This is a genomic window from Streptomyces violaceus, assembly GCF_036014075.1.
GTDB lineage: Bacteria > Actinomycetota > Actinomycetes > Streptomycetales > Streptomycetaceae > Streptomyces > Streptomyces violaceus.
On record NZ_CP107911.1, the window covers coordinates 1,804,146 to 1,824,585 of the forward strand.

14 protein-coding genes are annotated in these 20,440 nt (G+C 71.5%); 5 read left to right on the forward strand and 9 right to left on the reverse strand.

Going from position 1 to position 20,440, the window contains the following annotated elements:
* Nucleotides 1–57: 57 nt before the first annotated feature.
* From OG542_RS08115 to OG542_RS08130, 4 genes are all read right to left on the reverse strand, one after another.
* Nucleotides 58–1,761, reverse strand: a complete 1,704-nt coding sequence (locus OG542_RS08115) for a DUF2264 domain-containing protein (RefSeq protein ID WP_328409464.1) — start codon at nucleotides 1,759–1,761, stop codon at nucleotides 58–60.
* Nucleotides 1,762–1,861: 100 nt separating this feature from the next.
* Nucleotides 1,862–2,905: a rhamnogalacturonan acetylesterase gene (locus tag OG542_RS08120; protein ID WP_328409466.1), complete on the reverse strand. Its 1,044-nt coding sequence runs from the start codon at nucleotides 2,903–2,905 to the stop codon at nucleotides 1,862–1,864.
* A 221-nt stretch (nucleotides 2,906–3,126) separates the two neighbouring features.
* Entirely contained in the window at nucleotides 3,127–4,536 is a 1,410-nt protein-coding gene (locus tag OG542_RS08125) for an RICIN domain-containing protein (protein WP_328409468.1), read from the reverse strand.
* A 1-nt stretch (nucleotide 4,537) separates the two neighbouring features.
* Nucleotides 4,538–5,635, reverse strand: coding sequence for a glycoside hydrolase family 43 protein (locus OG542_RS08130; RefSeq protein ID WP_328409470.1), 1,098 nt, complete (start codon nucleotides 5,633–5,635; stop codon nucleotides 4,538–4,540).
* Between the two features lie 247 nt (nucleotides 5,636–5,882).
* On the opposite strand from OG542_RS08130, the gene OG542_RS08135 reads away from it, so the two are divergent.
* The 3 genes from OG542_RS08135 (at nucleotide 5,883) to OG542_RS08145 (ending at nucleotide 9,852) form a co-directional block, all read left to right on the forward strand.
* The gene (locus OG542_RS08135) at nucleotides 5,883–6,830 is read left to right on the forward strand and encodes an expansin EXLX1 family cellulose-binding protein (RefSeq protein WP_328409472.1); all 948 of its coding nucleotides are present in this window, start codon (nucleotides 5,883–5,885) and stop codon (nucleotides 6,828–6,830) included.
* A 63-nt stretch (nucleotides 6,831–6,893) separates the two neighbouring features.
* On the forward strand, nucleotides 6,894–8,996 hold the full coding sequence (locus OG542_RS08140) for an autotransporter-associated beta strand repeat-containing protein (protein WP_328409474.1): 2,103 nt from the start codon (nucleotides 6,894–6,896) through the stop codon (nucleotides 8,994–8,996).
* 163 nt (nucleotides 8,997–9,159) lie between these two features.
* Nucleotides 9,160–9,852 (forward strand): CPBP family intramembrane glutamic endopeptidase, encoded by a 693-nt coding sequence (locus OG542_RS08145; protein WP_328409476.1) that lies wholly within the window; start codon nucleotides 9,160–9,162, stop codon nucleotides 9,850–9,852.
* Nucleotides 9,853–10,058: 206 nt separating this feature from the next.
* Here the strand turns inward: OG542_RS08145 and OG542_RS08150 are convergent, their stop codons facing one another.
* From OG542_RS08150 to OG542_RS08160, 3 genes are read right to left on the reverse strand one after another with little or no spacing between them, the layout of a single operon-like run.
* Nucleotides 10,059–10,886, reverse strand: coding sequence for an MOSC domain-containing protein (locus OG542_RS08150; RefSeq protein WP_328409478.1), 828 nt, complete (start codon nucleotides 10,884–10,886; stop codon nucleotides 10,059–10,061).
* A 25-nt stretch (nucleotides 10,887–10,911) separates the two neighbouring features.
* The gene (locus OG542_RS08155; RefSeq protein ID WP_328409480.1) at nucleotides 10,912–12,027 is read right to left on the reverse strand and encodes an aminoglycoside phosphotransferase family protein; all 1,116 of its coding nucleotides are present in this window, start codon (nucleotides 12,025–12,027) and stop codon (nucleotides 10,912–10,914) included.
* Nucleotides 12,028–12,036: 9 nt separating this feature from the next.
* Nucleotides 12,037–13,419, reverse strand: a complete 1,383-nt coding sequence (locus OG542_RS08160) for an amino acid permease (protein ID WP_328409482.1) — start codon at nucleotides 13,417–13,419, stop codon at nucleotides 12,037–12,039.
* A 128-nt stretch (nucleotides 13,420–13,547) separates the two neighbouring features.
* Here OG542_RS08160 and mmuM point away from each other — a divergent pair, with 128 nt between their 5' ends.
* Both mmuM and OG542_RS08170 read left to right on the forward strand, forming a co-directional pair.
* Nucleotides 13,548–14,459: a homocysteine S-methyltransferase gene (mmuM, locus tag OG542_RS08165; protein WP_328409484.1), complete on the forward strand. Its 912-nt coding sequence runs from the start codon at nucleotides 13,548–13,550 to the stop codon at nucleotides 14,457–14,459.
* A 156-nt stretch (nucleotides 14,460–14,615) separates the two neighbouring features.
* Nucleotides 14,616–15,674: a LacI family DNA-binding transcriptional regulator gene (locus OG542_RS08170; protein ID WP_328409486.1), complete on the forward strand. Its 1,059-nt coding sequence runs from the start codon at nucleotides 14,616–14,618 to the stop codon at nucleotides 15,672–15,674.
* 39 nt (nucleotides 15,675–15,713) lie between these two features.
* On the opposite strand, the gene OG542_RS08175 is transcribed toward OG542_RS08170, so the two are convergent.
* Both OG542_RS08175 and OG542_RS08180 read right to left on the reverse strand, forming a co-directional pair.
* Nucleotides 15,714–16,397, reverse strand: coding sequence for a TetR/AcrR family transcriptional regulator (locus tag OG542_RS08175; protein WP_328409488.1), 684 nt, complete (start codon nucleotides 16,395–16,397; stop codon nucleotides 15,714–15,716).
* 100 nt (nucleotides 16,398–16,497) lie between these two features.
* Nucleotides 16,498–20,343, reverse strand: coding sequence for a type I polyketide synthase (locus OG542_RS08180; RefSeq protein WP_328409490.1), 3,846 nt, complete (start codon nucleotides 20,341–20,343; stop codon nucleotides 16,498–16,500).
* Nucleotides 20,344–20,440 lie beyond the last annotated feature (97 nt).

The window sequence follows — 20,440 nt, forward strand, 5'->3', positions numbered from 1 at the left end:
ACGCGAAGCCGCTCACCGGTGCGTCCCCGACGTCCACGACCCTGAAGATCGCCCGTCTCAAGCCGTGACGTCCACGCCCGACTCGGTCAGCCGGACCCGTGTCACGCCGCCGTCGCTCCAGCGGACCTCCAGTGCTCCGGCATCGTCCGCGCGGACGGAGACCAGCTCCTCCAGCGGGACCGGCTCCGGCTCGGCCGTCAGACGGGCCAGGGCGACGAACACCGTGGCGTCCTCGCCCACGACGCCCGTCAGGGAGTCCGTGAGTCCGACCGCCGGTACGAGTTCGGCCCGGACGCCCTCCCCGGCCGGCCAGCCGGTCACCCGGACCGGCGTCCCGGGCTCCGCCCCCGTCACCAGATGCGCCCGCACCTCCGCGGCCCCGCGCGCCAGCACGGCACTCGTCACCCGGGCTCCCCCGCCCGCCGTGTGCCGTGAAGCCACCCAGCCCTCGCCGACGCCCAGCGGTTCGATGCCGGTGCGGCTCGGGTCGTCGCCGACGATCACGCTGTTGTCGCACAGGGCGGTCGATGCGGGCGACGCGGCCGGGGCCGTCATCGTCGAGTACGCCAGCCGCGTGTAGTACGGGTCGTAGCGGACGTCCTCGCTGCCGTGGTTGTGGAGACGGACCACGCCGTCCGAACGGGTCGACTGGAGCAGCCAGTTGGGAGGTCCGACGGGTGTGACGGCGTCCGTGCGCTCGGCCGGGCCCGGTTCCTCCGCCGCCGTCCACACCTCGTGGTCCGCCGGCAGGAGCAGGCCGAGGAAGCCCTTGCTCGCCCAGTACGGGGAGGCCGGGCCCGAGTAGCCCTGGAGGACGGACGCGTCGGGACCGTGCCAGCCCAGGGACAGCAGGTCCTTGTCGTCCACCGCGCCCCGGTCGAGGAAGTACCGCAGCGCTCCCGAGGCCAGCCGCCGGGTCTCCCCCGGCGGCAGGGGCGTACGGCCGGTCAGCGCGCCCAGCCACAGGGGGGCCGTCGTCGCGAAGCGGTACGTCAGGGAACGCCCCTGGTGCATCGGGGCGCCGTCGCCGCCGAACAGCCGGGCGTAGTCGGAGAGGTGGCGCGACAGCCGGCCGCCGTAGAGGTCCAGCAGTCGCTCGTCGCCCTCCAGCCAGGCGTGCAGCACCGGGTAGAGGTGCATCGCCCAGCCGTTGTAGTAGTCGAACTTGCGGCCGTCGCCGTCGGTGTACCAGCCGTCGCCCAGGTACCACTGCTCGATGCGTTCCAGGCCGCGGTCGATCGCCGCGCGGGACGCGTCCGGCTCGTGGCCGATCTCGGCCAGGAAGCCGCCCACGGTGACCGGGAACAGCTCCCAGTTGCAGGGCCAGGCCTCGGCGGTGAGCGCGTCGCCGAGCCAGGCGGCCGTCCGCTGCCGTACGCCGTCGTCCAGCCGGTCCCACAGCAGGTCCCGGGTCAGGCGCAGGGCGAGCGCGATCGACGCCGCCTCCACCAGGGGCTGGCCGCGGTCCTCGATACGGGGCCAGACGCCCGAGACACCGGCGGCGAGGCCGGTGGCGTAGCGCTCCAGGGCCTTCTCGTCGCGGCGGAAGGCGGCCAGCAGCAGGGTGCGGGCGTAGCCCTCCAGGCCGTCGGAGAGGCGACCCGACCAGCTGGTCCGCTCGCCGGGCAGGTGGTACAGCGCACGGTCCTCGGTCGCGTACGGCTCGACGGCGGTGAGCAGGGCGTCGGCCGCCGCCTCCCAGTGGGCGCGGGTGTAGCCGGTGAACGCGGACGTCGTGCCGTCGGCCGGAGGCAGGTGCATCGGTTCTCTTTCGTGCGCGGGTTCGTGCTCAGACGCTGGGATCGGCCGGAACAGGTCGGACCTGGAGCGCCCCGGTTCCGGTCGGGGCGCCCCAGGGGCTCTATCCCACCCGCATCCTGCCCTTCGGCACCAGATGCTGGGTGACGAGTTCATCGCGGACCAGGCCCGCGTAGGCCGTGGCACCACGCACGGAGGTGTGCGTGTTGTCCCGCGCCTCGTTGTAGAGGTACAGCGCCTTGGAGCCTTCCACGCCCAGGGACTCCACGAGCGCCTTCGTTTTCGCGGTGAGGTCGATCAGCGGGACGTTCCGCGCGGCGGCGACGGAGCGGGTGACCGCCGGGTGGTCGACACCGAGGCCGTTGACCAGGAGGGCGGTGCCGTTGTTCAGCGTGCCGTCCGGGTTGAACCAGCGTCGCACGATGGGAGTGACAAGGACCGGCTGTCCGCCCCGCGCCCGGACGCCCGCCACCAGGGTCTCCAGGTTGGCCCGATAGGTGGCCTCGTCCGTGGTCTTGTCGTTGTGGGCGAGCTGGACCAGGACCAGATCGCCGGGGCGGATCAGGGGCCTTACGGTGGCCCACAGTCGCGGGTTCCCCAGATACGAGACCGTACTCTCGCCGGAATCGGCGTAGTTGGCGACGGACACGCCCTGGCGGAGGTACTGGGGCAGCTGCTGGCCCCAGCCGGAGTACGGGTCGCCGGGCTGGTCACAGACGGTGGAGTCGCCGACGAGGAAGATCTGGCGGGTGTGCCGGGCGGGGGTGACCCTGATGTCGGCGAGGGCGGGTGCGGAACCGCCGATCCACAGGTCGAGGCCGGGGGTTCCGTCGGGGCCGGTGGGCTCGCCCTCGGGCGTGCGGACGTTCACGGTGAAGCTGCGGGTGACGTGCTTGCCCGCCGGGGTGGTCGTCTCGGGGAGCAGGGTGCGGCGGGTCTCGCCGCTGACGCTGGTGGCGGACGCGGCGGTTCCGCCGAGCACGACCCGCACGTCGTACGTACCGGGCGGGACGTCGAAGTGGCAGGTCCCGGCGGCGCACTGCGCCAGGCCCGGGGACGGGCTGCCCGGGTGGGCCTGCGCCGGTACGGACGGCAACGCGCTCCCCAGGGCCACCGCCGCCACGACGGCGATGCTGAAACGTCTCACTCGCGGCTCCTCCCAGTGAACGACAAGACCTGGAGGTGGACCGTACCGCTCTGGACAAGCGCTTTCTAGACCTCGAGCAGCATTCACGAGATGGACGCCTTCACATGACCGAAAGCCCTTTCGCGAAATCGATTCAACGTGGAGCGCTGCTCCAGGAGGCAGCCAGATCCAGAAATCCCCTCCCCTCAGGGAGGGGAGGGTTCAAGTACAGCGTCCCGGCGTCATGTCCCGCGTGTCCACTGCTGGTTGGTGCCTCCGTTGCACGTGTACGTGATGACGGCGGCGGAGTCGGCGGTGGACGCGCCGTTCACGTCCAGGCACTCGCCGGTGGCACGCGACTTGACGTTCACGTACGAGCCGGTGGTGGTCAGCGACCACTGCTGGCTCGTCGCGGAGGAGCAGTTCTCCTGTGTGACCGTGCTCGCGTTCTCCTGGACGCACAGGGAGCTGTTGCGGACCATCAGCTGGTAGTAGCCGCCGCCGACGGACTTGAACCAGTACTTCTGGTTGGTGCCGCCGTTGCAGCCGTACTGCTTGAGCTGGGCACCGGCCCAGAGCGACTGGCTCGTCACGTCCGCGCACTTGGAGGAGTGGCGGGCGATGAGGGTGTTGTAGGTGGCGCTCGTGCCGGTGACGGTCCCGGCGGCCGTGTCGAGGGTGACCTCCGGCGACCAGGACATGGACATCGTGGTCGAGTTGGAGAAGGTCAGGGGCAGCCACACGTACCGCGAGTCGTTGACGGTCCCGCCGAAGGAGTTGCCCCAGCGGTCGCCCAGGTAGAGGTACGAGGTGCCGGAGGTGCCCTGGACCGGCAGCACGAACGCGGTCTGCGAACCGTACGTCGTCGAGTCGCCGATGTTCTTCATGGCCGACCAGGGGCCGGCGATGTTCGTGGCCGTGGCGTACTGCTGCTGGTTGGGGTTCCAGCCCGTGGCGCCCGAGGTCAGCATGAAGTACACGCCGCCCCGCTTGAACAGGGCCGGCGCCTCGCGGTGTCCGCCGGGCCACGGGTTGCCGACCAGGCTCGCGATGCCGGTGTAGTCGGCGGTGAGACGGTAGATCTGGAGGTCGTAGTTCTCCCGCGCGGCGGAGATCATGTACCCGGCGCCGTCGGTGTCGACGAAGACCGTGATGTCCCGGGACATGTGCTGGCCGAGCGGCCGGAAGCTGCCCTTCCAGGTGTAATTGCCGTCGACGGTGTCGGAGACGGCGACGGCGGAGCGGGCCTCGCTGTAGTCGGTGCCGTTCTCCTTGTGCATCCACATCACGAACTTGCCGGTGGACGCGTTGTACATGACCTTGGGCCGCTCGATGTTGGCGGTCGCGAGCTCCGGGGCGCTGGCCTCGGTCAGGACGTGGTTGCAGAACTCCCAGTTCTTCAGGTCGGTCGAGCGGTAGGCGTCGACGTACCGGAAGGTGTTGTCGGCGTTGCGGTGCTCGCCGAACCAGTAGTAGTAGGAGCCGACCTTGAGGACCCCGCCGCCGTGCGCGTGGACGGGGTTGCCGGAGACGTCCTTGAACTGGGTGCCGTTGGTGATGGTCTGAGGCGCGGCCTGGGCGGGACCGGCGGTGGCGAGGGCGCCCGCCATGGCCAGGCACAGGGCGATGAGGACCGCGTAGGCACGTCTCATCTCAGTCACTCACCTTCACCGTGTCGGCGACCGGGATGCCGAAGTCCGGGGTGCCGTCCGGCTTCCAGCCGAGCTTCTGGATACGGGTGTGGCGGTTGGGGTCGTTCAGCGGGTCGCCGTTGATCTCCTTGTACTGGCGGGCGTGGTAGACGAGGACGTCGGTGCGGCCGTCCTCGGCGACCGTGAAGCAGTTGTGGCCGGGGCCGTACTGCTTGGTGGTGTCGTTGCTGGTGAAGACCGGGGTCGGCGACTTGACCCAGCTGATGGGGTCCAGGAGGTGGCTGTCGGCGTCGGCGGTCAGCAGGCCCATGCAGTAGTTGAAGTCGGTGGCGCTGGCCGAGTACGTCATGAAGAGGCGGCCGTTGCGCTTGAGGACGTACGGGCCCTCGTTGACCTTGTAGCCGATGCGCTCCCAGTCGTACTCCGGGGTGGAGAGCCGCACCTGCGGGCCCTTCAGGGTCCAGGGGTTCGCCATCTCGGACAGGAAGATGCCGGTGTTGTTGTCCATGCCGGGCTCGTGCTGCGCCCAGGCGAGGTAGCGGGAGCCCCGGTGGGTGAAGGTGGTGGCGTCCAGGGAGAAGGTTTCCCAGGCCGTCTTGACCTGGCCCTTCTCCACCCAGGTGCCCTTGAAGGGGTTGGGGTGGGCGTTCTCCAGCACCCAGATGCGGATCGCCCAGACGTCCTCGGCGGGCGCGGAGGCGAAGTAGATGTACCACTTGCCGCCGATGCGGTGCAGTTCGGGCGCCCAGATGTGCGCGCCCATGGGGCCGGTGGGGTGGGCGCGCCAGATCACGGACTCGTCCGCCGTGCCCAGGCCGTTCAGGGTGCGGGAGCGGCGCAGGATGATGCGGTCGTACTCGGGGGCGGTGGCGGTGAAGTAGTAGAAGCCGTCCTTGTGCCGGTGGATGTGCGGGTCGGCCCGGTTGCGGACGAGCGGGTTCACGAAGGGGGCCGGCTTGGGGCGCCTGGCCGGGGCGGCCGCCTGGGCCACACCGGGGACGGCGGGGACGGCGGCCAGGGCGCCGGCGGCTGCGGCGCCCTTCAGCAGCAGTCTGCGGCTGGGGGGTTCGGGCAGAGCGTGGTCGCGGTCGCGGCTCATGCGGTGGGGCCTGCCTCTCACTGGGGACACACGGCGTTGTCTGATGCGCTGTCTGATACGTCGTCTGACATTTCGAACACCATCTGTCATTACGAACGCCGAAAAGGTAAGGGTGTGCCACGAGGAGGTCAACGGGTCTGACGGGACCAAGACGCCCGGGTCCTGGAAGGGCGGCAACCTTTCCGGCCCCGGCGACCACTGGTGAGTCGGAAACGCGCATTCTCCTGAACCACGTAAGGACTCATCCGTGGCATCCCATTCCCGCCGCCGTCCCCTCCGCGAGCGGCGCACGGCCCTCGTCTTCGCCGTCGCCGTGGCAGCGGTGGGAGTTCTGCTGTCCCTGGTGGTGGCGCTGCGCCCCGACAGCGAGCCGAACGCCGTGCGCGCCGCTGCCGAGCCCGCCGCGAACCGACCGAGTACCCCGCGTACGACACCGGAACGCAAGCCCGAACCGAAGCCGAAGCCGAAGCCGTCCAAGGCATCCCCGACGCCGACCGCGGCCACCCCGTCGGCGCGGCCCTCGCCCACCAGCGCCCCGCGGTCCTCCTCACCACGGCCGGCTTCCGGCACGGCACCGCTGGCGGGACGTATCCAGCCCCAGGTCACCTACAAGGGAGTCGCCACCCACTACGACGCCGCGGACGGCGACGGCGCCTGCCTGTACGGCCCGAGCCCCGACCTCATGGTCGCGGCGATGAACCACACCGACTACGAGACGTCCAAGGCGTGCGGGGCGTACATCCTCGTCCGCGCGGGGAACGGCGCCTCCGTCACGGTCCGGGTCACCAACGAATGCCCGCTGCCCTGCGCCCCCGGCCAACTCGACCTCAGCAAAGAGGCCTTCGCCAAGCTCGCCGGCCTCTCCGCCGGCCGGATCCCGATCACCTGGAGCCTGCTCAGCCCCAGCACGTCCGACACCGTCTCGATCCGCTACAAGTCCGGCTCCAGCCGCCACTGGTGCGGCATCCAGGCGCTCGGTCACCGCAACCCGCTGGCCCGGCTGGAGATCAGGACCGGCAGCGGATGGAGCCGGCTGACCCGTACCGAGTACAACTACTTCCTCTCCCCCGACGGCACCGGCTGCGGAGGCCCCCTCAGGCTCACCGACATCTACGGCGAACAACTCACCGTCGACGGCGTCGCGATTCGTCCGGACGCCGTACAGCCGACGCGTGTGCAGTTCGCCCGGCACTGAGCGGTCGAACGGCAACCGTCGATTTTCTGTTATCGGCCGCCTGTCGCCCGCGTCTCCCCTCCCGTGCGCAGTCTCACCCACACCACAGCAGCGGTCGCCGGTGTCCTCGCGGCGGTCGCCTCCCTGCTCGTCGCTCCCCCGGCGGCGGCCGCCGGTCCACGGGACGTCACCGCCGAGGTGCTGGCCGACCGGGACGTGACGCTCACCGGCGACACGGTCGTCACCGTGCCGCCCGGGACCACGGCGTACGACGGCGTGTTCCGCGGTGAGGGCACGCTCACGGTGCGCGGCAACGGCACCCTGGTCCTCACCAGGGACAGCGACTTCACGCTGCCCCGCTCCCGGCAGCGGCAGTCGGTGCGGACGCTCGGCGGCAACCACCCGTACGTGACCGTGGCCCGCCCCGACCCGCCCGCGATCACCGTCGAGCGCGGGGCCACCCTCCAGTACGGCAACGGCGGCACGACCGGGCTCATCGGCCACTTCCCGTACGACACCCCGGCGTTCCGGCTCAACCAGGACAACATCCGGGTCGACGGCACCCTGCGGCTCGCCCTGAAGAGCGCCTACAACCTCGGCACCCTCAGCGGCTCCGGGCTGATCACCCAGCCTCGCTTCCTCTGGGGCACCTGGGACCTGTCGGGGACCCACCCGTTTTCCGGGGTGATCGACAACGGCACGCAGGCGAACGCCGGCCGACCGGAGTTCGCGACCTCGCTGCCGCGGGTGCGCAAGATCCTCAACCAGGTCACCTGGACGGTCGACACCCCGCTGGGCAGGACCGTCACGATGGGCATGGATTTCTACCAGCGCGAGTACGGCAGCGACATCAACGTCCAGTCGCGGCCGGGCGGCAAGGTCGTCCTGGCCGGGCAGTACAGCTGGTCGGACCGGGGTGGCGACGGCGACCCCTCGCTCAGCGACCCCGCCCTGAACTGGACACCCGCCCGGAAGAACGTCAACAAGCGCGGCACCAACATCAAGGGCGCGAACGTCCAGTGGGGCGACGGCACCACGAACCGGATCTTCATGCCGGGCACCGCGGAAACCGTGTACATCAACCTCCTCGCTGCCCGGGAGCGTTCGAAGCTCACCTTCGACTACAACGGCCCGGTGACCCTGGGCGCCCCCATCGGCGGCGGCCGATTCCACGACACGCTCTCCGCCCCCGGCGCCGGCGACATCGTCATCGCCGGAACCCCCGGCAACGACGTGACCTTCGCGGCCGTCCAGTTCTACGACGGCTCCACGACGGTCGAGAAGGGCGCGGTCCTGCGCCTGGGCAGCGGCAAACGGGGCGGCGACGGCGGCCTGTACACGCGAGGCGCCCTCTCCGAGGTCGTCAACAACGGCTCGCTCGTCCTGCGCAACACGGACAAGCCCCTCACCCTGTCCCGCGTCGGCGGCAGCGGCTCGCTCACACAGTCGGGCGTGGCCACGACGACACTGACGGGCGGCGCGGTGACGTACACCGGGACGACCACGGTCTCCAGGGGCACGCTGGCCCTGCGCCGAGGCGCCACCCTCGCGCGCAGCAAGGCGATCCGGCTCACCTCGGCCGGAGCCCGGCTGGACACGGGCCGGGCGGGCCTGCACATCACGACCGCCCTCACCGGCAAGGGCACGGTCGAAGGCGCGGTCACCAACGAAGGCACCGTCACGACCGGCCTCACCGTCGACGGCCCCTACACGCAAGGCCCGAGGGGCTCCCTGCTCCTGCGGGACAAGCCGCTGGAGGTGTCGGGTGCGATACGGCTGGCCGGGGATCTCGACGTGTCGGACGCCGGGAATCGACCCGCTCGTGAGATCACCGTGCTCGACAACAAGGGCGGCTCCAAGCCCTCGGGTAGCTTCACCGGCCTGAAGGAGGGCGCCCGCCTGAAGCTGGCCGACACCACCTACCGCCTCAGCTACCGCGCCGGCGACGGCAACGACGTCGCCCTCACCGCCGAAAACACCCCGAGTCGCTCCCCCACAGCGCCTGAGGCGTCCTCGTCCGGCGCCGTGACATCCAGGAGCGCCGGCGCATCCGAGGACGTCGGCTTCGGTTGGTGGCCGTACGCACTCGGGCTGGCCCTTGTCGTCAGCCTCGCCATACCGATGGCGACACGACGCGGCCAAGGCCGGCGTCGCGGCGGCCGGCATGGGGGCCGCGCGCGGCAGTGAGGCTCGCACCTGGTCCCTGCCGCCCGCCCGGGGTCCCTCCACCCCGGGTGGTGGCCATGGCGCACCTCCGTCGCGAGCGCCTGGACTGGAATACTCCTCAGCAGTAGCGCGCTCGTCCCGTCATCCCGGCTCGTGGGGTGGATCGCGGAATGCTGGTGACACCATGCGAATGTTCTGTGTCCTCGCTGTCCTGGTAGGCGCGAACCTGCTCAACAATTGGCTCGCGCCCGGCGCCTACGTACTCACCTGCGTGATCGCGGCTGCCGCGCTGCTGCTGATCGCCCGGTGGGACGGTCTCACCCGCGCCGATCTCGGGCTCGATACGGTTGCCTTCTACCAAGGGCTGCGGTGGGCATCAGTCCTGGTGGGCGCGGTTCTTGCCGTCTTCCTGGCCGGGCTTGCTCTGCCGGCCACCAGGGAAGCGTTCGAGGACGAGCGCGCCGCCGACCTGGCCCTTGGGCAGCTGCTGTGGCGGGTGCTGATCCGGGTGCCGGTCGGCACCGTGCTGCTGGAGGAGGTCGCCTTCCGCGGTGTCTTGCGGGCCATGGTGCGGCGTCGGCACGGTACTGCGTGGGCCACGGCTGTGTCGTCGCTGCTGTTCGGGCTCTGGCATGTGCTTCCCTCGCGCGGGCTGAGCCGGGCCAACTCCGCCGCAGCGGTCCTCGGCACGGGACCGGCGGGCAGCGCGCTGTCGGTCGCGGCCGCCGTCGTCGCCACGACCGCAGCCGGGGTCGTCCTGTGCGAGCTGCGGCGGCGGTCCGGAAGTCTGCTGGCGCCCGCGGCGCTGCACTGGGCCGTCAACGGCTTCGGCTATGTGCTGGCCTGGTCAGTACCTCGATGGCGGGGCTACGGCTGAAGCCGTAGTGCTGGATCACGTTCGGAACCGTTCATCGACGCCCTGACCGAACTGGTCCAGGCGCAGGCCGACACCACCGGCTTCGTCGTCCTGCACCGCTGGGCTGAGATCCTGGAGCCGCGCTGACCGCCCCGGCTCCCCGGCCTCGACCGCACCACCGAGTAGCCCCGAAAAGGCCGGCGGTCCCGATGCTGTCCTCCTGCCCGTCACAGCTCGGACTCGCCCCACGACGTGACGACCGCGTCGTCGCCGACGGACATCCTGCCGGGCCGCAGCACGGCGAACTTCGCGCCGAAGGCGACGCCGCCCTCGGACGCCCGCCGGTAGCAGGCGAGGGTGCGCAGCGGTTCCGGGCCCGCCTTGGCCCCGGATTCCTGCTCGACCAAGGTGACGGCGCAGCGGATGGCGAGCTTGGCATAGCCCAGTTCGGTGTCGCCGATCCGGATGTGGCGGGCGCGGTCCTCGGTGTGGGGTTCGTCCCAGCCGTCGAGCACGAGGTTGGGGCGGAAGCGGTTCATGGGCAGCGGGCGGGTCCCGCGGTCGGTCAGTTTCCGGTTGAGCAGGTCGAGCGTGGAGCGCGAGACGACGTGCAGGGCGCAACTGTCGGCGTAGCCGGAGATGCCTGGTGTCATGCCGTCGGTCACCCGGTCGTGCTCCGGCGGTACGCGCACGAGCCGGCTCGGGGCGCGCAGCACCTCCGAGAGCCAGGCGGCTGCCGCGTCGCCCTGGTCGATGCCCTGGTAGGGGGTGCCGAACAGGTCCACCTTCTGCCGGGCGCCGGAGGTGTCCACGCGGAGGTGAAGGGCCTCGGTTCCTGGCGCGCTGAGCGTGAGGCGTTCGCCGTCGGCGGTGATGGCGGGCCGGATGACGGCAAGGCGGGGATCCCGGCGCTGGGTCCGGTACACGCCCTCCTCACTGACGACCATGAAGCTGCGGTCGTGCGCCAGTCCCGCGGGGGTCAGCGGCGCCTCGCGTGCCGATATTCCGGCGCATCCCTTGACGGGGTAGTACGACAACTCGACGACTCGGGCCATGGACTTCCGTTTCCCGTTCGGCGGGTCAGCGGCCACTCGGCGCCTCCGGGAAACCGAGTTGTGGGGCCAGTAGCCGTGCCTCCGCCGCCCACTCGGCGAGAAAGGCGAGGGTCAGACCGCGTTCCCGGTAGCGGAGTTCCGCGGAAACCGCGCCTTCGCCGCCGTACCCCACCTGCTCGTCGTCCGCCCGGGCCAGCATGAGCGCCGTGAGCCAGTCGTACTTCACCGCGGAGGCGCACACGCCGAGCCGTACGAGTCGTTCGTCGCCGCGCCAGCCGCTCTCGCGCAGGCCGAGCACATAGGCGTCGTAGGCCGCCTTGGCCAGGCCGGGGAGGTCGGCGGCGGGGACGAACAGGTCGAAGACGGAGTCGGGGAGGTAGTTGCCGAGGTCCTCGCCGAGCGCGCCGTCGCCGGCGAACGCCCAGTCGAACAGGACGCTGTCGCGGCCGTCGGAGCGGACGTTGGCCGGCCACTGGTCGAGGTGGGAGAAGGTACGGGGCAGAGACTCCATGACCGTGAGGAACCACTCGCGGTCGTGGTGGAGGCGGACCATGTCCGCGCGCAGACCCGCCGGGAAGTGCTCCCGGACCAGGGGGTGGCGCCAGGCCTCGTCGTCGTCGAGAAGGTCCTGGCCCGTCGTCCGGTCGGCCGTGTAGTCGCGCAGGAAGCGCTGGGACAGCCACGGCTGGTCCTCCCCCGCTTCCGTCACGCCCTGCGCGGCGCCGAGCCGGTAGGCGTGTTCGACGTGGCGGGCGAGCGGCCAGGCCGTCGCGGGTGCGCCGGGTACGTCCTCCAGCCACAGCGCCACATCGCCGTCCGGGCGATCCACGCACTCCAGCAATCGGGGCGCGCGGATGCCGTGCCGCTGCCAGACCTGGGCGAGCCCGGACCGGTAGACGTACGCCTCGCGGCGCCAGAAGTTCCAGTGGCGCGGGTCGTTCGACGCCGCCCAGGTGACGCTGGTCTCCTTCGTGCGCGTCAGCACCTTCAGGACGGCCGAGCGGTCGCCGCCGGTGACCCGCCACACTCCGGCCGTGACGCCGTTCCACGGGTTGTGCGTGAGCGGTTCGAACACCGCCCCCTCCCCCGGAACTCCCAGGACCTCACGTACTTCGGCATCAGCGACAGCGACCTCGGGCATCCCCCGATGCTATGCCGACGCCTGCGCCGTGTCCTTGCGTCCGCGCAGCCACACGTACACCGGGATCCCGGCGAACAGGAACAGCACGCCCTGGTAGACGGCCGCGTATCCGGCCCCGGCGATCAGCCAGAAGGAGAAGCCGAAGGAGAGGGCCGCGACGATCAGGTCGCGGGTGAGGCCTGCGGGGCGGACGCGATCGCGGGAGCCGCGGGCCAGCCAGTACAGCTGGGCCGCCGCCGACAGCAGATACGGCACGCAGCCGGTGAACGTGGTGATCAGGACGAGGACGCGGAAGGTGGTGTCCGGGCCTGCCGTGTAGTTGAGGGCGATGAGGAGCGTGCCGAGGACCGCGCAGGCCCACACGCCGAAGCCGGGGACGCCGCCCTTGCCCAGCCGCGCGAACGGCGCCGGGAAGAGACCGTCGCGGGCGGCGGCGTACGGCATCTGCGCGGCCATGAGGATCCAGCCGTTGAGGCAGCCGGTGATCGAGGCGACGGCGACCAGGGCGATGGCGGTGCCGCCCCAGGAGCTGCCGGTGATGGCGTTGACGGCGTCGGCGAACGGCGCGCCGGAGTCGACGAGCCGGTCGTGCGGGACCAGTCCGAAGACGGCGACCGTGCCGAGGATGTAGACCAGGGCCGAGGCCAGTGTGCCGAGGACGCTCGCCCGGCCGACCGTGCGCTCCGGGTCGCGGACCTCGCCCGCGCTGACGGCGGCCGACTCGACCCCGAGGAAGCTGTACAGCAGCAGCGCGGCGGAGGCGGCCAGCGCCCCCGAGACGCTCTGGCCGGAGGCGTTGAACGGGCCGAAGTTGTCCGCGTCGACGAAGAACAGGCCGATCGTGGCGAGCAGGAGCAGCGGTACGAACTTCAGGATCGTCGAGACGACCTGCACCGTGCCGACCCACCGTGTGCCGGCGAAGTTCGCCGCGGCGGGCAGCCAGAGGGCGGCCATGGCGACGGCGGCCTGCAGGGCGTGGTTGCCGTGCAGGGGTATGAGGACGTCGACGTAGCCGACGACCGCGACGGCCAGGGCGGCGATGCTGACCCAGCACATCGTCCAGTACGACCAGGCCGACAGGAATCCGGCGAACTCGCCGAACGCGTCGCGCGGGTAGACGTAGAGACCGCCGGTGACCGGGCTGCGCCGGGCCAGTTTGCCGAAGAGCAGCGCGAGCAGCACGGCTCCGACCGAGAGCACGAGGAAGGCGAGCAGGCTGATCGTGCCGTAGGGGGCGACGGTGGCGGGCAGGGCGAAGATGCCGCCGCCGATGATGTTGCCCATGACGAGGGCCGTGGCGGCGGCGAGGCCGAAGGTGCGGCGGGGAGCGGGGGCCGCCGCGGGGGCCGGATCGGCGGGTTCGGCGGCCTCGGTGGGGCTGGGGACGGTCATGAGCGATCCTGACAAGCGGAGGGGGAGAGTCCTGATCGTAACCGCCATCCCACATGGTGGTCGATCTGTTCATGTGCTGGACACAATCGGCTGGGGTCCGCCGCCGGATCTCGACTACCGTCGTGCCTATGACGAGCACCATCACCCTCGCCGAAGCCCTCGCCGCCGGAACGGTCGTCCTCGACGGCGGCATGTCCAACCAGCTCGAATCGGCCGGGCACGACCTGAGCGACGAGCTGTGGTCGGCGCGGCTGCTCGCCGAACAGCCGGAGGCGATCACCGAGGCACACCTCGCCTACTTCCGGGCCGGCGCGGACGTGGCGATCACCTCCAGCTACCAGGCCACGTTCGAGGGGTTCGAGAAGCGCGGGATCGACCACGACCGGGCGGCCGAACTCATGGCGCTCAGCGTGGAACTGGCGCGGGAGGCGGCTCGCCGGGCACGCGTCTCCCGGCCCCTGTGGGTGGCGGCCTCGGCGGGCCCCTACGGTGCGATGCTCGCGGACGGTTCGGAGTACCGGGGCCGCTACGGGCTCACGGTCGACGAACTGGAGCGTTTCCACCGCCCGCGCCTGGAGGTGCTGGCGGCGGCCCGCCCGGACGTCCTCGCCCTGGAGACGGTCCCCGACGCCGACGAGGCCACGGCGCTGCTGCGGGCGGTGCGCGGGCTCGGAGTGCCGGCCTGGCTGACGTACTCCGTCGCCGACGGCCGCACGCGCGCCGGGCAGCCGCTGGACGAGGCCTTCGCCCTGGCCGCCGACGTGGACGAGGTCATCGCGGTCGGCGTGAACTGCTGCGCGCCCGAGGACGTGGACGCCGCCGCCTCGACCGCGGCTCGGGTCACCGGCAAGCCGGTCGTCGTCTACCCCAACAGCGGTGAGACCTGGGACGCCGAGGCCCGCGCCTGGACCGGAGACTCGAGGTTCACCGCAGACCAGGTGACGGGCTGGCAGCAGGCCGGGGCCCGGTTGGTCGGGGGGTGCTGCCGGGTGGGGCCGGAGGCGATCTCGGGGATCGCGGGGACGCTCGGGGCGGCGTAGCGCACGACGGCACCGGCTGCGGGCGAACACCTACCGCCGCCGGTTCGTGCATGTGTCTCCTCCCTTCCCCCGGCCACTGCTAGCCTCCGTCCCCATGGGAACCGGTTGCCATCGTGTTGCCGCAGCTCCCCGGTGCCCGGGAGAGACGAGGCAGGCATGACGAGGAAGAGCGGGGACGCGAGCCGCAGCACCATCCGGGACGTGGCGCTGCGCGCGGGCGTCTCGGCGTCGACGGTGTCCCGGGTGCTGGGCGGCGTGTATCCGGTGAGCGCCGCGACGCGCGGGAGCGTGATGCGGGCGGTCCGTGACCTGGACTACGTGGCCGACGCACGGGCGAAGGCGATCGCGGGTGTCGGCACACCCACCCTCGCCTTCGTGCTGGAGGACATCACCGGCCCGTCGTTCGCGCACATGGCCCACGGCGTCGAGCGCGAGGCGACCCGCCTCGGCCATCTCTGCCTGGTGTGCAGCACGGAGGGCGACGTCCGGCACGAGCTGGAGTTCGTGGAGATGATGCGGGCCCAGCGGGCCGCCGCGGTGATCCTGGTCGGCGGCAGCGCCGACACCCCCGAATACCGCGAACGCACTCATCGCATGGCGGACTCCCTCGCCTCGGCCGGTTCCCGTCTGGTCCTGTGCGGCCGGCCACCGCTGGACCCCGGTGCCCCGGTGACGGTCATCGAGTACGACAACGAGGGCGGCGCCTACACCCTGGTCGCCCGTGTGCTCGCCCAGGGGCACCGCCGGGTGCTGTTCCTCGGCGGCCGGGCGGACCACACCACGGCCCTGGGCCGCGAACGCGGTTACCTCGCCGCCCACCGGGCCCGCGGCCTCACCCCCGACGAGTCCCTCGTCCTGCACGGCGACTTCACCCGCGACGCGGGCCACCGCCTCATGCGGCAGGCGCTCGAGGACGACCTCGGCTTCACGGCCGTCGTGGCCGCCACCGACATGGTCGCGGCGGGCGCCCTCACCGCGCTGCACGAGGCCGGCCTGTCCGTCCCGGGCGATGTCTCCCTCGCCGGCTACGACGACATCCCCTTCGCCCGCGATCTGCACCCCGCCCTGACGACGGTCCACGTCCCCTACGAGGAACTGGGCCGTCTCGCCGTCCGCACGGCCCTCGAACACACCCCGGGCGCCGCGGACGAACACCTGCTGCTGGGCACGCACGTGGTGGTACGGGACTCGGTGGGACCGCCCCCGGGCCGGTGACTCCCCCGGGACATGCGTCCGGCGCCGGCGGCGGGGACGCTACGCCCGCGACGTCGGTGCGAGCGGGGTGGCGGCGGGAGCCGGCGACGCCGGAACGCCGCGCCCGTGCTGGGAGTACGACAGCACGCCCGTGAGGACGATCCTGAGGACCTCGCGCAGTTCGATGTGGAGCGGCACGCGCCCGCCCGGGTCCTGTGACCAGCGGTAGAGCAGACCCAGGTAGGAATCACGCAGGATGTTGCCGACCCTCATCGGATCGATGTCGAAGCTGACCTCCCCGCGCTGGCGGCCGGCTTCGATGATGTTGGCGAAGACCTGGCCCGCGTAGGGCTCCTCGAGGAGGGGCTGCCCGGCCTTCACCCAGGCCTGGAGCATGGCGGCGGTGATCTCGCGCTCGGACTCGTTGAACTCCGCCAGCGCCGCCATGCACCGCTCCAGATGCACCGTCACATCGTCGTTGCGCGACTTCATCGACTCTTCCATGGCCAGCTCCAGGCGCCGCTTGCGGGCCTCGGCCCAGGCGGTGACCAGGTCTTCCTTGCGCTGGAAGTAGTTGAAGAAGGTGCCCCGGGCCACGTCGGCGTGCTCGGCGATCTGGTCGATCGTGGTGCCGTCGTAGCCCTGCTCCGCGAAGAGGGTCAGGGCCGATGTGTAGATCCGGTCCCGGACTCGCTGCTTGCTGCGCTCTCTGCGCCCGAGGGGGCGGGCAGGTTCAGAGGCCATGTGCTTCCTCGCCTTCTCACGTCGTTGTGCGGGCTCCCCCGGCCCCCAAAAATTATACCACGGTACATCTATGAGTCATGGTCTTCGTTTACGCATGACATCAGGGCCCGGAGGCCACGGAATCGGCGATCACACCTATGGGTTCGCGGCCCAGCAGCCGGGTGGCGGGTATGTCGACACCCGCCGTGCGGTGCAGTCGCACCCTGAGCTCGGTCGCCAGCAGTGAGTCCAGCCCCATGGTCCGCAGCGGCCTGCGGGGATCGAGCCGGGTCGCAGAGAGGCCGAGCACGGTGGCGGCCTGCTTCAGAACGTCGTCGGCCGCTAGGGCGGGCCCGGGTTCGGCGACCGCGGGGGGTGAGGGAATGGCGGTCGGGGTCGCGGGAGCCGGCGCCGGGCCTTCCTCGTCGAGCGCCTCGGAGGCGGAACCGGCCGCTCGCTCGCGCAGGCGTATGTCCCGGAACTCCGCGATCAGGTGCCCGTCCTCGGCCGTCAGCCACACATCACAGCGGGCGTCGTCCATACCGTCGGAGGGCGTGAAGCGGGCCACGCACCAGTGGTCCCGGCCGACGGCCGCCTCCTCCCGGACCAGGACACGGCCGAAGGACACCGGCACGTAGCCGTCCGGTCTCCCCCCTGCGCCCGTGGAGTGCGGCCACGCGGCGAGCATCGTCAGCAGTCCAGCCTCGAGTCCGGTCGCCCCCGCCCCCGCGCCGCGCATACGAGCCACCGATTCGCCGTCGGAGCACCACAGTTGGGCCACGGTGCGCAGCGAGGCGTCGATGGTGTAGCCGCGGCCCTGGGCACGGCGGTAGAACTCCCTCGCCGGCACGTAGGAGGTGCACCGGGTCAGGCTGGAGTCCAGCGGCTCCCGGCCCCGTGGCTCGGCCGCCGCGCTCCCGCCGGCCGCGCGGAACCTGCCCGTCATGCACAGCTCGCCGTCCCGGGTGCCGTCCGGGGTGCGTACCGCGGTGACGGTGAACACGAAGGTCCCCTCCTGCGCGGCGGGTGCCAGGCGCACGCGTACCGCGGCATCGCGCGCCCGCTCCAGTTCCCAGGGCCGGCTCCCGAACTCGACGTCCTCGAGCACGCCTTCACCGCATGACGCGATGTCGTCCGCCGCCCGCAGGACGGCCTTGAAGTAGAGCACCGGCGGTACGACGGCCGCGCCGCCGCGCGTGCGGACGCTCTCCCCGAGGTCGTCCAGGCCCAGCTCGCGCAGCCCGATCTCCCGTACGTGCTCGGCCGGCCCGGCGGGCGCCGGTGCGGGGACCGGATCCTTCCTGAACTGCTCCTGGTCCCAGGCGTACGTCGGCAGCGGCACGCGGGGCGCGGTCCCCCGGAAGAAGCGGCTGAAGTCGACGCGTCCGCCGTGGGAGAAGAGCTGTCCGAGCGCCCGGGTGATGTTCTCGCCGTCGTCCTGGTGGCGCTTGAGGGTGGCCACGGCGGCCGGTGCGTCGCCCTGCTCCGCGAGGACCGCCGCGACGGACTGGACGAGCAGCGGGTGCGGGCCGACCTCCAGGAACACCGTCTCCTCCTTGGCGGCCGCCCGCACGGCCTCGACGAAGCGCACCCGCTCGCGAAGGTTGTCCACCCAGTAGGCGGCGTCCAGCTCGGGTCCGTCGACCGGCTCGCAGCGGGTGGTGGAGAACATCGCGGTGCGGGCGGGCAGCGGGGTGAGGTGGGCGAGGGCGTCGGCCAGGTCGTCCCGCAGTTCCGCCATATAGGGGGAGTGGGACGCCACGTTGACCTTGACGTGCCGGCTCGGCACCCCCTCGGTCTCGAGGCGTTCGGCGATGCGGTGCAGAGCGTGTGTGTCCCCGGCGAGGACCGTACTCCTGGGGGCGTTCTCCGCCGCGACGCACACCGCGTCGCCATGGGGCGCCACGGCGTCCGCCGCGGTCAGCGCGTCGAGTTCGACGGCGAGCATCGCGCCGTGCCCGGCCAGCCTCTGCATCAGGGAGCTGCGCCGGCAGATGACCGAGGCGGCGTCCTCGATCGACAGCGCCCCGCAGACGTGGGCGGTGGCCACCTCACCCATGCTGTGTCCGATACAGAGGTCGGGGTCGACCCCCTTGGCACGCAGCAGCGCGGCCAGCGACACCTGCATGGCCCACAGCAGGGGTTGCACCACCGAGACGTCATCGGGGAGTTCCCGCGGCGGTGCGTCCTCGCCGTCGCCGGTCAGCAGGCCGATGACCGACCACCCCAGCTCCTCCCGGACGGCGGCGTCGCATTCCTCCAGGGTGTGCCGGAACACCGCTTCGGAGGCCAGCAGGTGGCGCCCCATCCCGAGCCATTGCGAGCCCTGGCCGGGAAAGACGAAGGCGATTCTGCGGTCGCCCGCGAAGCCGGCGTCCGCCGTCCCCCCGTCCGGGGTCTCCTCACCGGCGGCCAGGGCCCGCAGAGCGGCGGCGAGTTCGTCGTGGGTGCGGCCGACGGCCCACAGACGGTGGGGGTGGGCGTCACGGCCCGTCGCGGCGGCGTGGCAGATGTCCCGCAGCGCGAAGGCACGCCCTTCGGCGCCTTCCAGGAAGGCGGCGTAGCGCGCGGCGAGTTGGCTGAGGGCCTCCGGGGTGCGGGCACTGAGCAGCAGCAACTGCGGCTCCTCGCCTGCCGGGGCGGCCGGTTCCGGTGCCGGCTCGTGCGCCGGCTCGGGCACGTACTCGCCGACGATCACATGCGCGTTGGTACCGGAGAGGCCGAAGGAACTGACGCCCAGGACCGCGGCCCGGCCGCCGGGCACGAGCGGGGTGTTGCGCGCGACGCATTCGAGGGGGGCGCCGCCCCCGGCCAGGACGGGGTGCGGGGTGCGCAGGTGCAGTGACGCGGGGATGGTGCGGTGGCGGGCGATGAGCGCGGTCTTGATCAGGCCCGCGATCCCGGCGGCGGCTTCGGCGTGCCCGATGTTGGTCTTGACGGAACCGATGAGCAGCGGGCGGGACCGCTCTTCCTGGTCTCCGTCTCCCCATACCTCGGCCAGGGCGCGCAGTTCGACGTCGTCTCCGACCGGTGTGCCGGTGCCGTGCGCTTCCACGTAGTCGAGCTGGTCCGGGGTGATGCCGGCGCTGCGGCAGGCGGAGCGGATCATCTCGGTCTGGCCGGACACGGCGGGCTGGAGCAGCATTCCGCTGCCCTGGCCGTCGTTGGTGACGGCGCTTCCCCGCAGTACGGCGAGGACCTGGTCACCGTCGCGCAGCGCGTCGGGCAGGCGCTTGAGCAGGACCGCCCCCACTCCCTCGCTGCGGACGAAGCCGTCACCGGAGGCGTCGGCGAACTTGCAGCGTCCGTCGGGCGCGAGCATGCCGCCCTGGGAGTAGGTGATGGCGTCGGACGGTGAGAGCACGGCGTTGACTCCCGCGGCGACGGCCATGTCGCTCTCTCCGGTCAGCAGGCTCTGCCGGGCGAGATGCACGGCCACCAGGGACGAGGAGCACGCGGTGTCGACCACCAGGCTGGGGCCCCGCACATCGAGGGCGAAGGAGAGGCGTCCCGCGGTCATCGTCCGCAGCCGGCTGCCCGCCATGCCGTGCACGTCCTGGAATCCTTCGGACTCCGCCAGGTCCCCGTACTCGGCGGTCGCCTGCCCCACGAACACACCGGTGCGGCTGCCCGCCAGCGAGGACGGGAGGATGTGCGCGTCCTCCAGCGCTTCCCAGACGACCTGGAGGAGGACCCGCTGCTGGGGGTCCATGGCCAGCGCCTCGCGCGGGGCGATGCCGAAGAAGGCGGCATCGAAGCCGTACAGGTCGTCGATGAACCCACCGTGCCGCGAGACGGTCGTGCCCGGCTCACCGGGCTGTGCGGAGTAGTGCCGCCGTACGTCGAACCGGTCCTCCGGCACGGGGGTCACGGCGTCGGTGTTGCCTTCGAGCAGTTGCCGGAACTCACGCACCCCACGCGCTCCGGGAAATCTGCATCCCATCCCGACGATCGCGATTTCAGGCATGCCGCCTTGCTGCACCAGGTCCCCCCTAAGTGATGTGGTGTCAGGATCCAAAAGTACACCAGAGACCAAGTTTGACTTCCCGTCGACTCTGTGAACA

Bases quoted from the DNA above. Each gene is read 5' to 3' on its own strand.
- OG542_RS08115 (WP_328409464.1), bottom strand. From the start codon at position 1,761: ATGCACCTGCCTCCGGCCGACGGCACGACGTCCGCGTTCACCGGCTAC.
- OG542_RS08125 (WP_328409468.1), bottom strand. From the start codon at position 4,536: ATGAGACGTGCCTACGCGGTCCTCATCGCCCTGTGCCTGGCCATGGCG.
- OG542_RS08130 (WP_328409470.1), bottom strand. From the start codon at position 5,635: ATGAGCCGCGACCGCGACCACGCTCTGCCCGAACCCCCCAGCCGCAGA.
- OG542_RS08145 (WP_328409476.1), top strand. From the start codon at position 9,160: ATGCGAATGTTCTGTGTCCTCGCTGTCCTGGTAGGCGCGAACCTGCTC.
- OG542_RS08150 (WP_328409478.1), bottom strand. From the start codon at position 10,886: ATGGCCCGAGTCGTCGAGTTGTCGTACTACCCCGTCAAGGGATGCGCC.
- OG542_RS08155 (WP_328409480.1), bottom strand. From the start codon at position 12,027: ATGCCCGAGGTCGCTGTCGCTGATGCCGAAGTACGTGAGGTCCTGGGA.
- OG542_RS08160 (WP_328409482.1), bottom strand. From the start codon at position 13,419: ATGACCGTCCCCAGCCCCACCGAGGCCGCCGAACCCGCCGATCCGGCC.
- mmuM (WP_328409484.1), top strand. From the start codon at position 13,548: ATGACGAGCACCATCACCCTCGCCGAAGCCCTCGCCGCCGGAACGGTC.
- OG542_RS08170 (WP_328409486.1), top strand. From the start codon at position 14,616: ATGACGAGGAAGAGCGGGGACGCGAGCCGCAGCACCATCCGGGACGTG.
- OG542_RS08175 (WP_328409488.1), bottom strand. From the start codon at position 16,397: ATGGCCTCTGAACCTGCCCGCCCCCTCGGGCGCAGAGAGCGCAGCAAG.
- OG542_RS08180 (WP_328409490.1), bottom strand. From the start codon at position 20,343: ATGCCTGAAATCGCGATCGTCGGGATGGGATGCAGATTTCCCGGAGCG.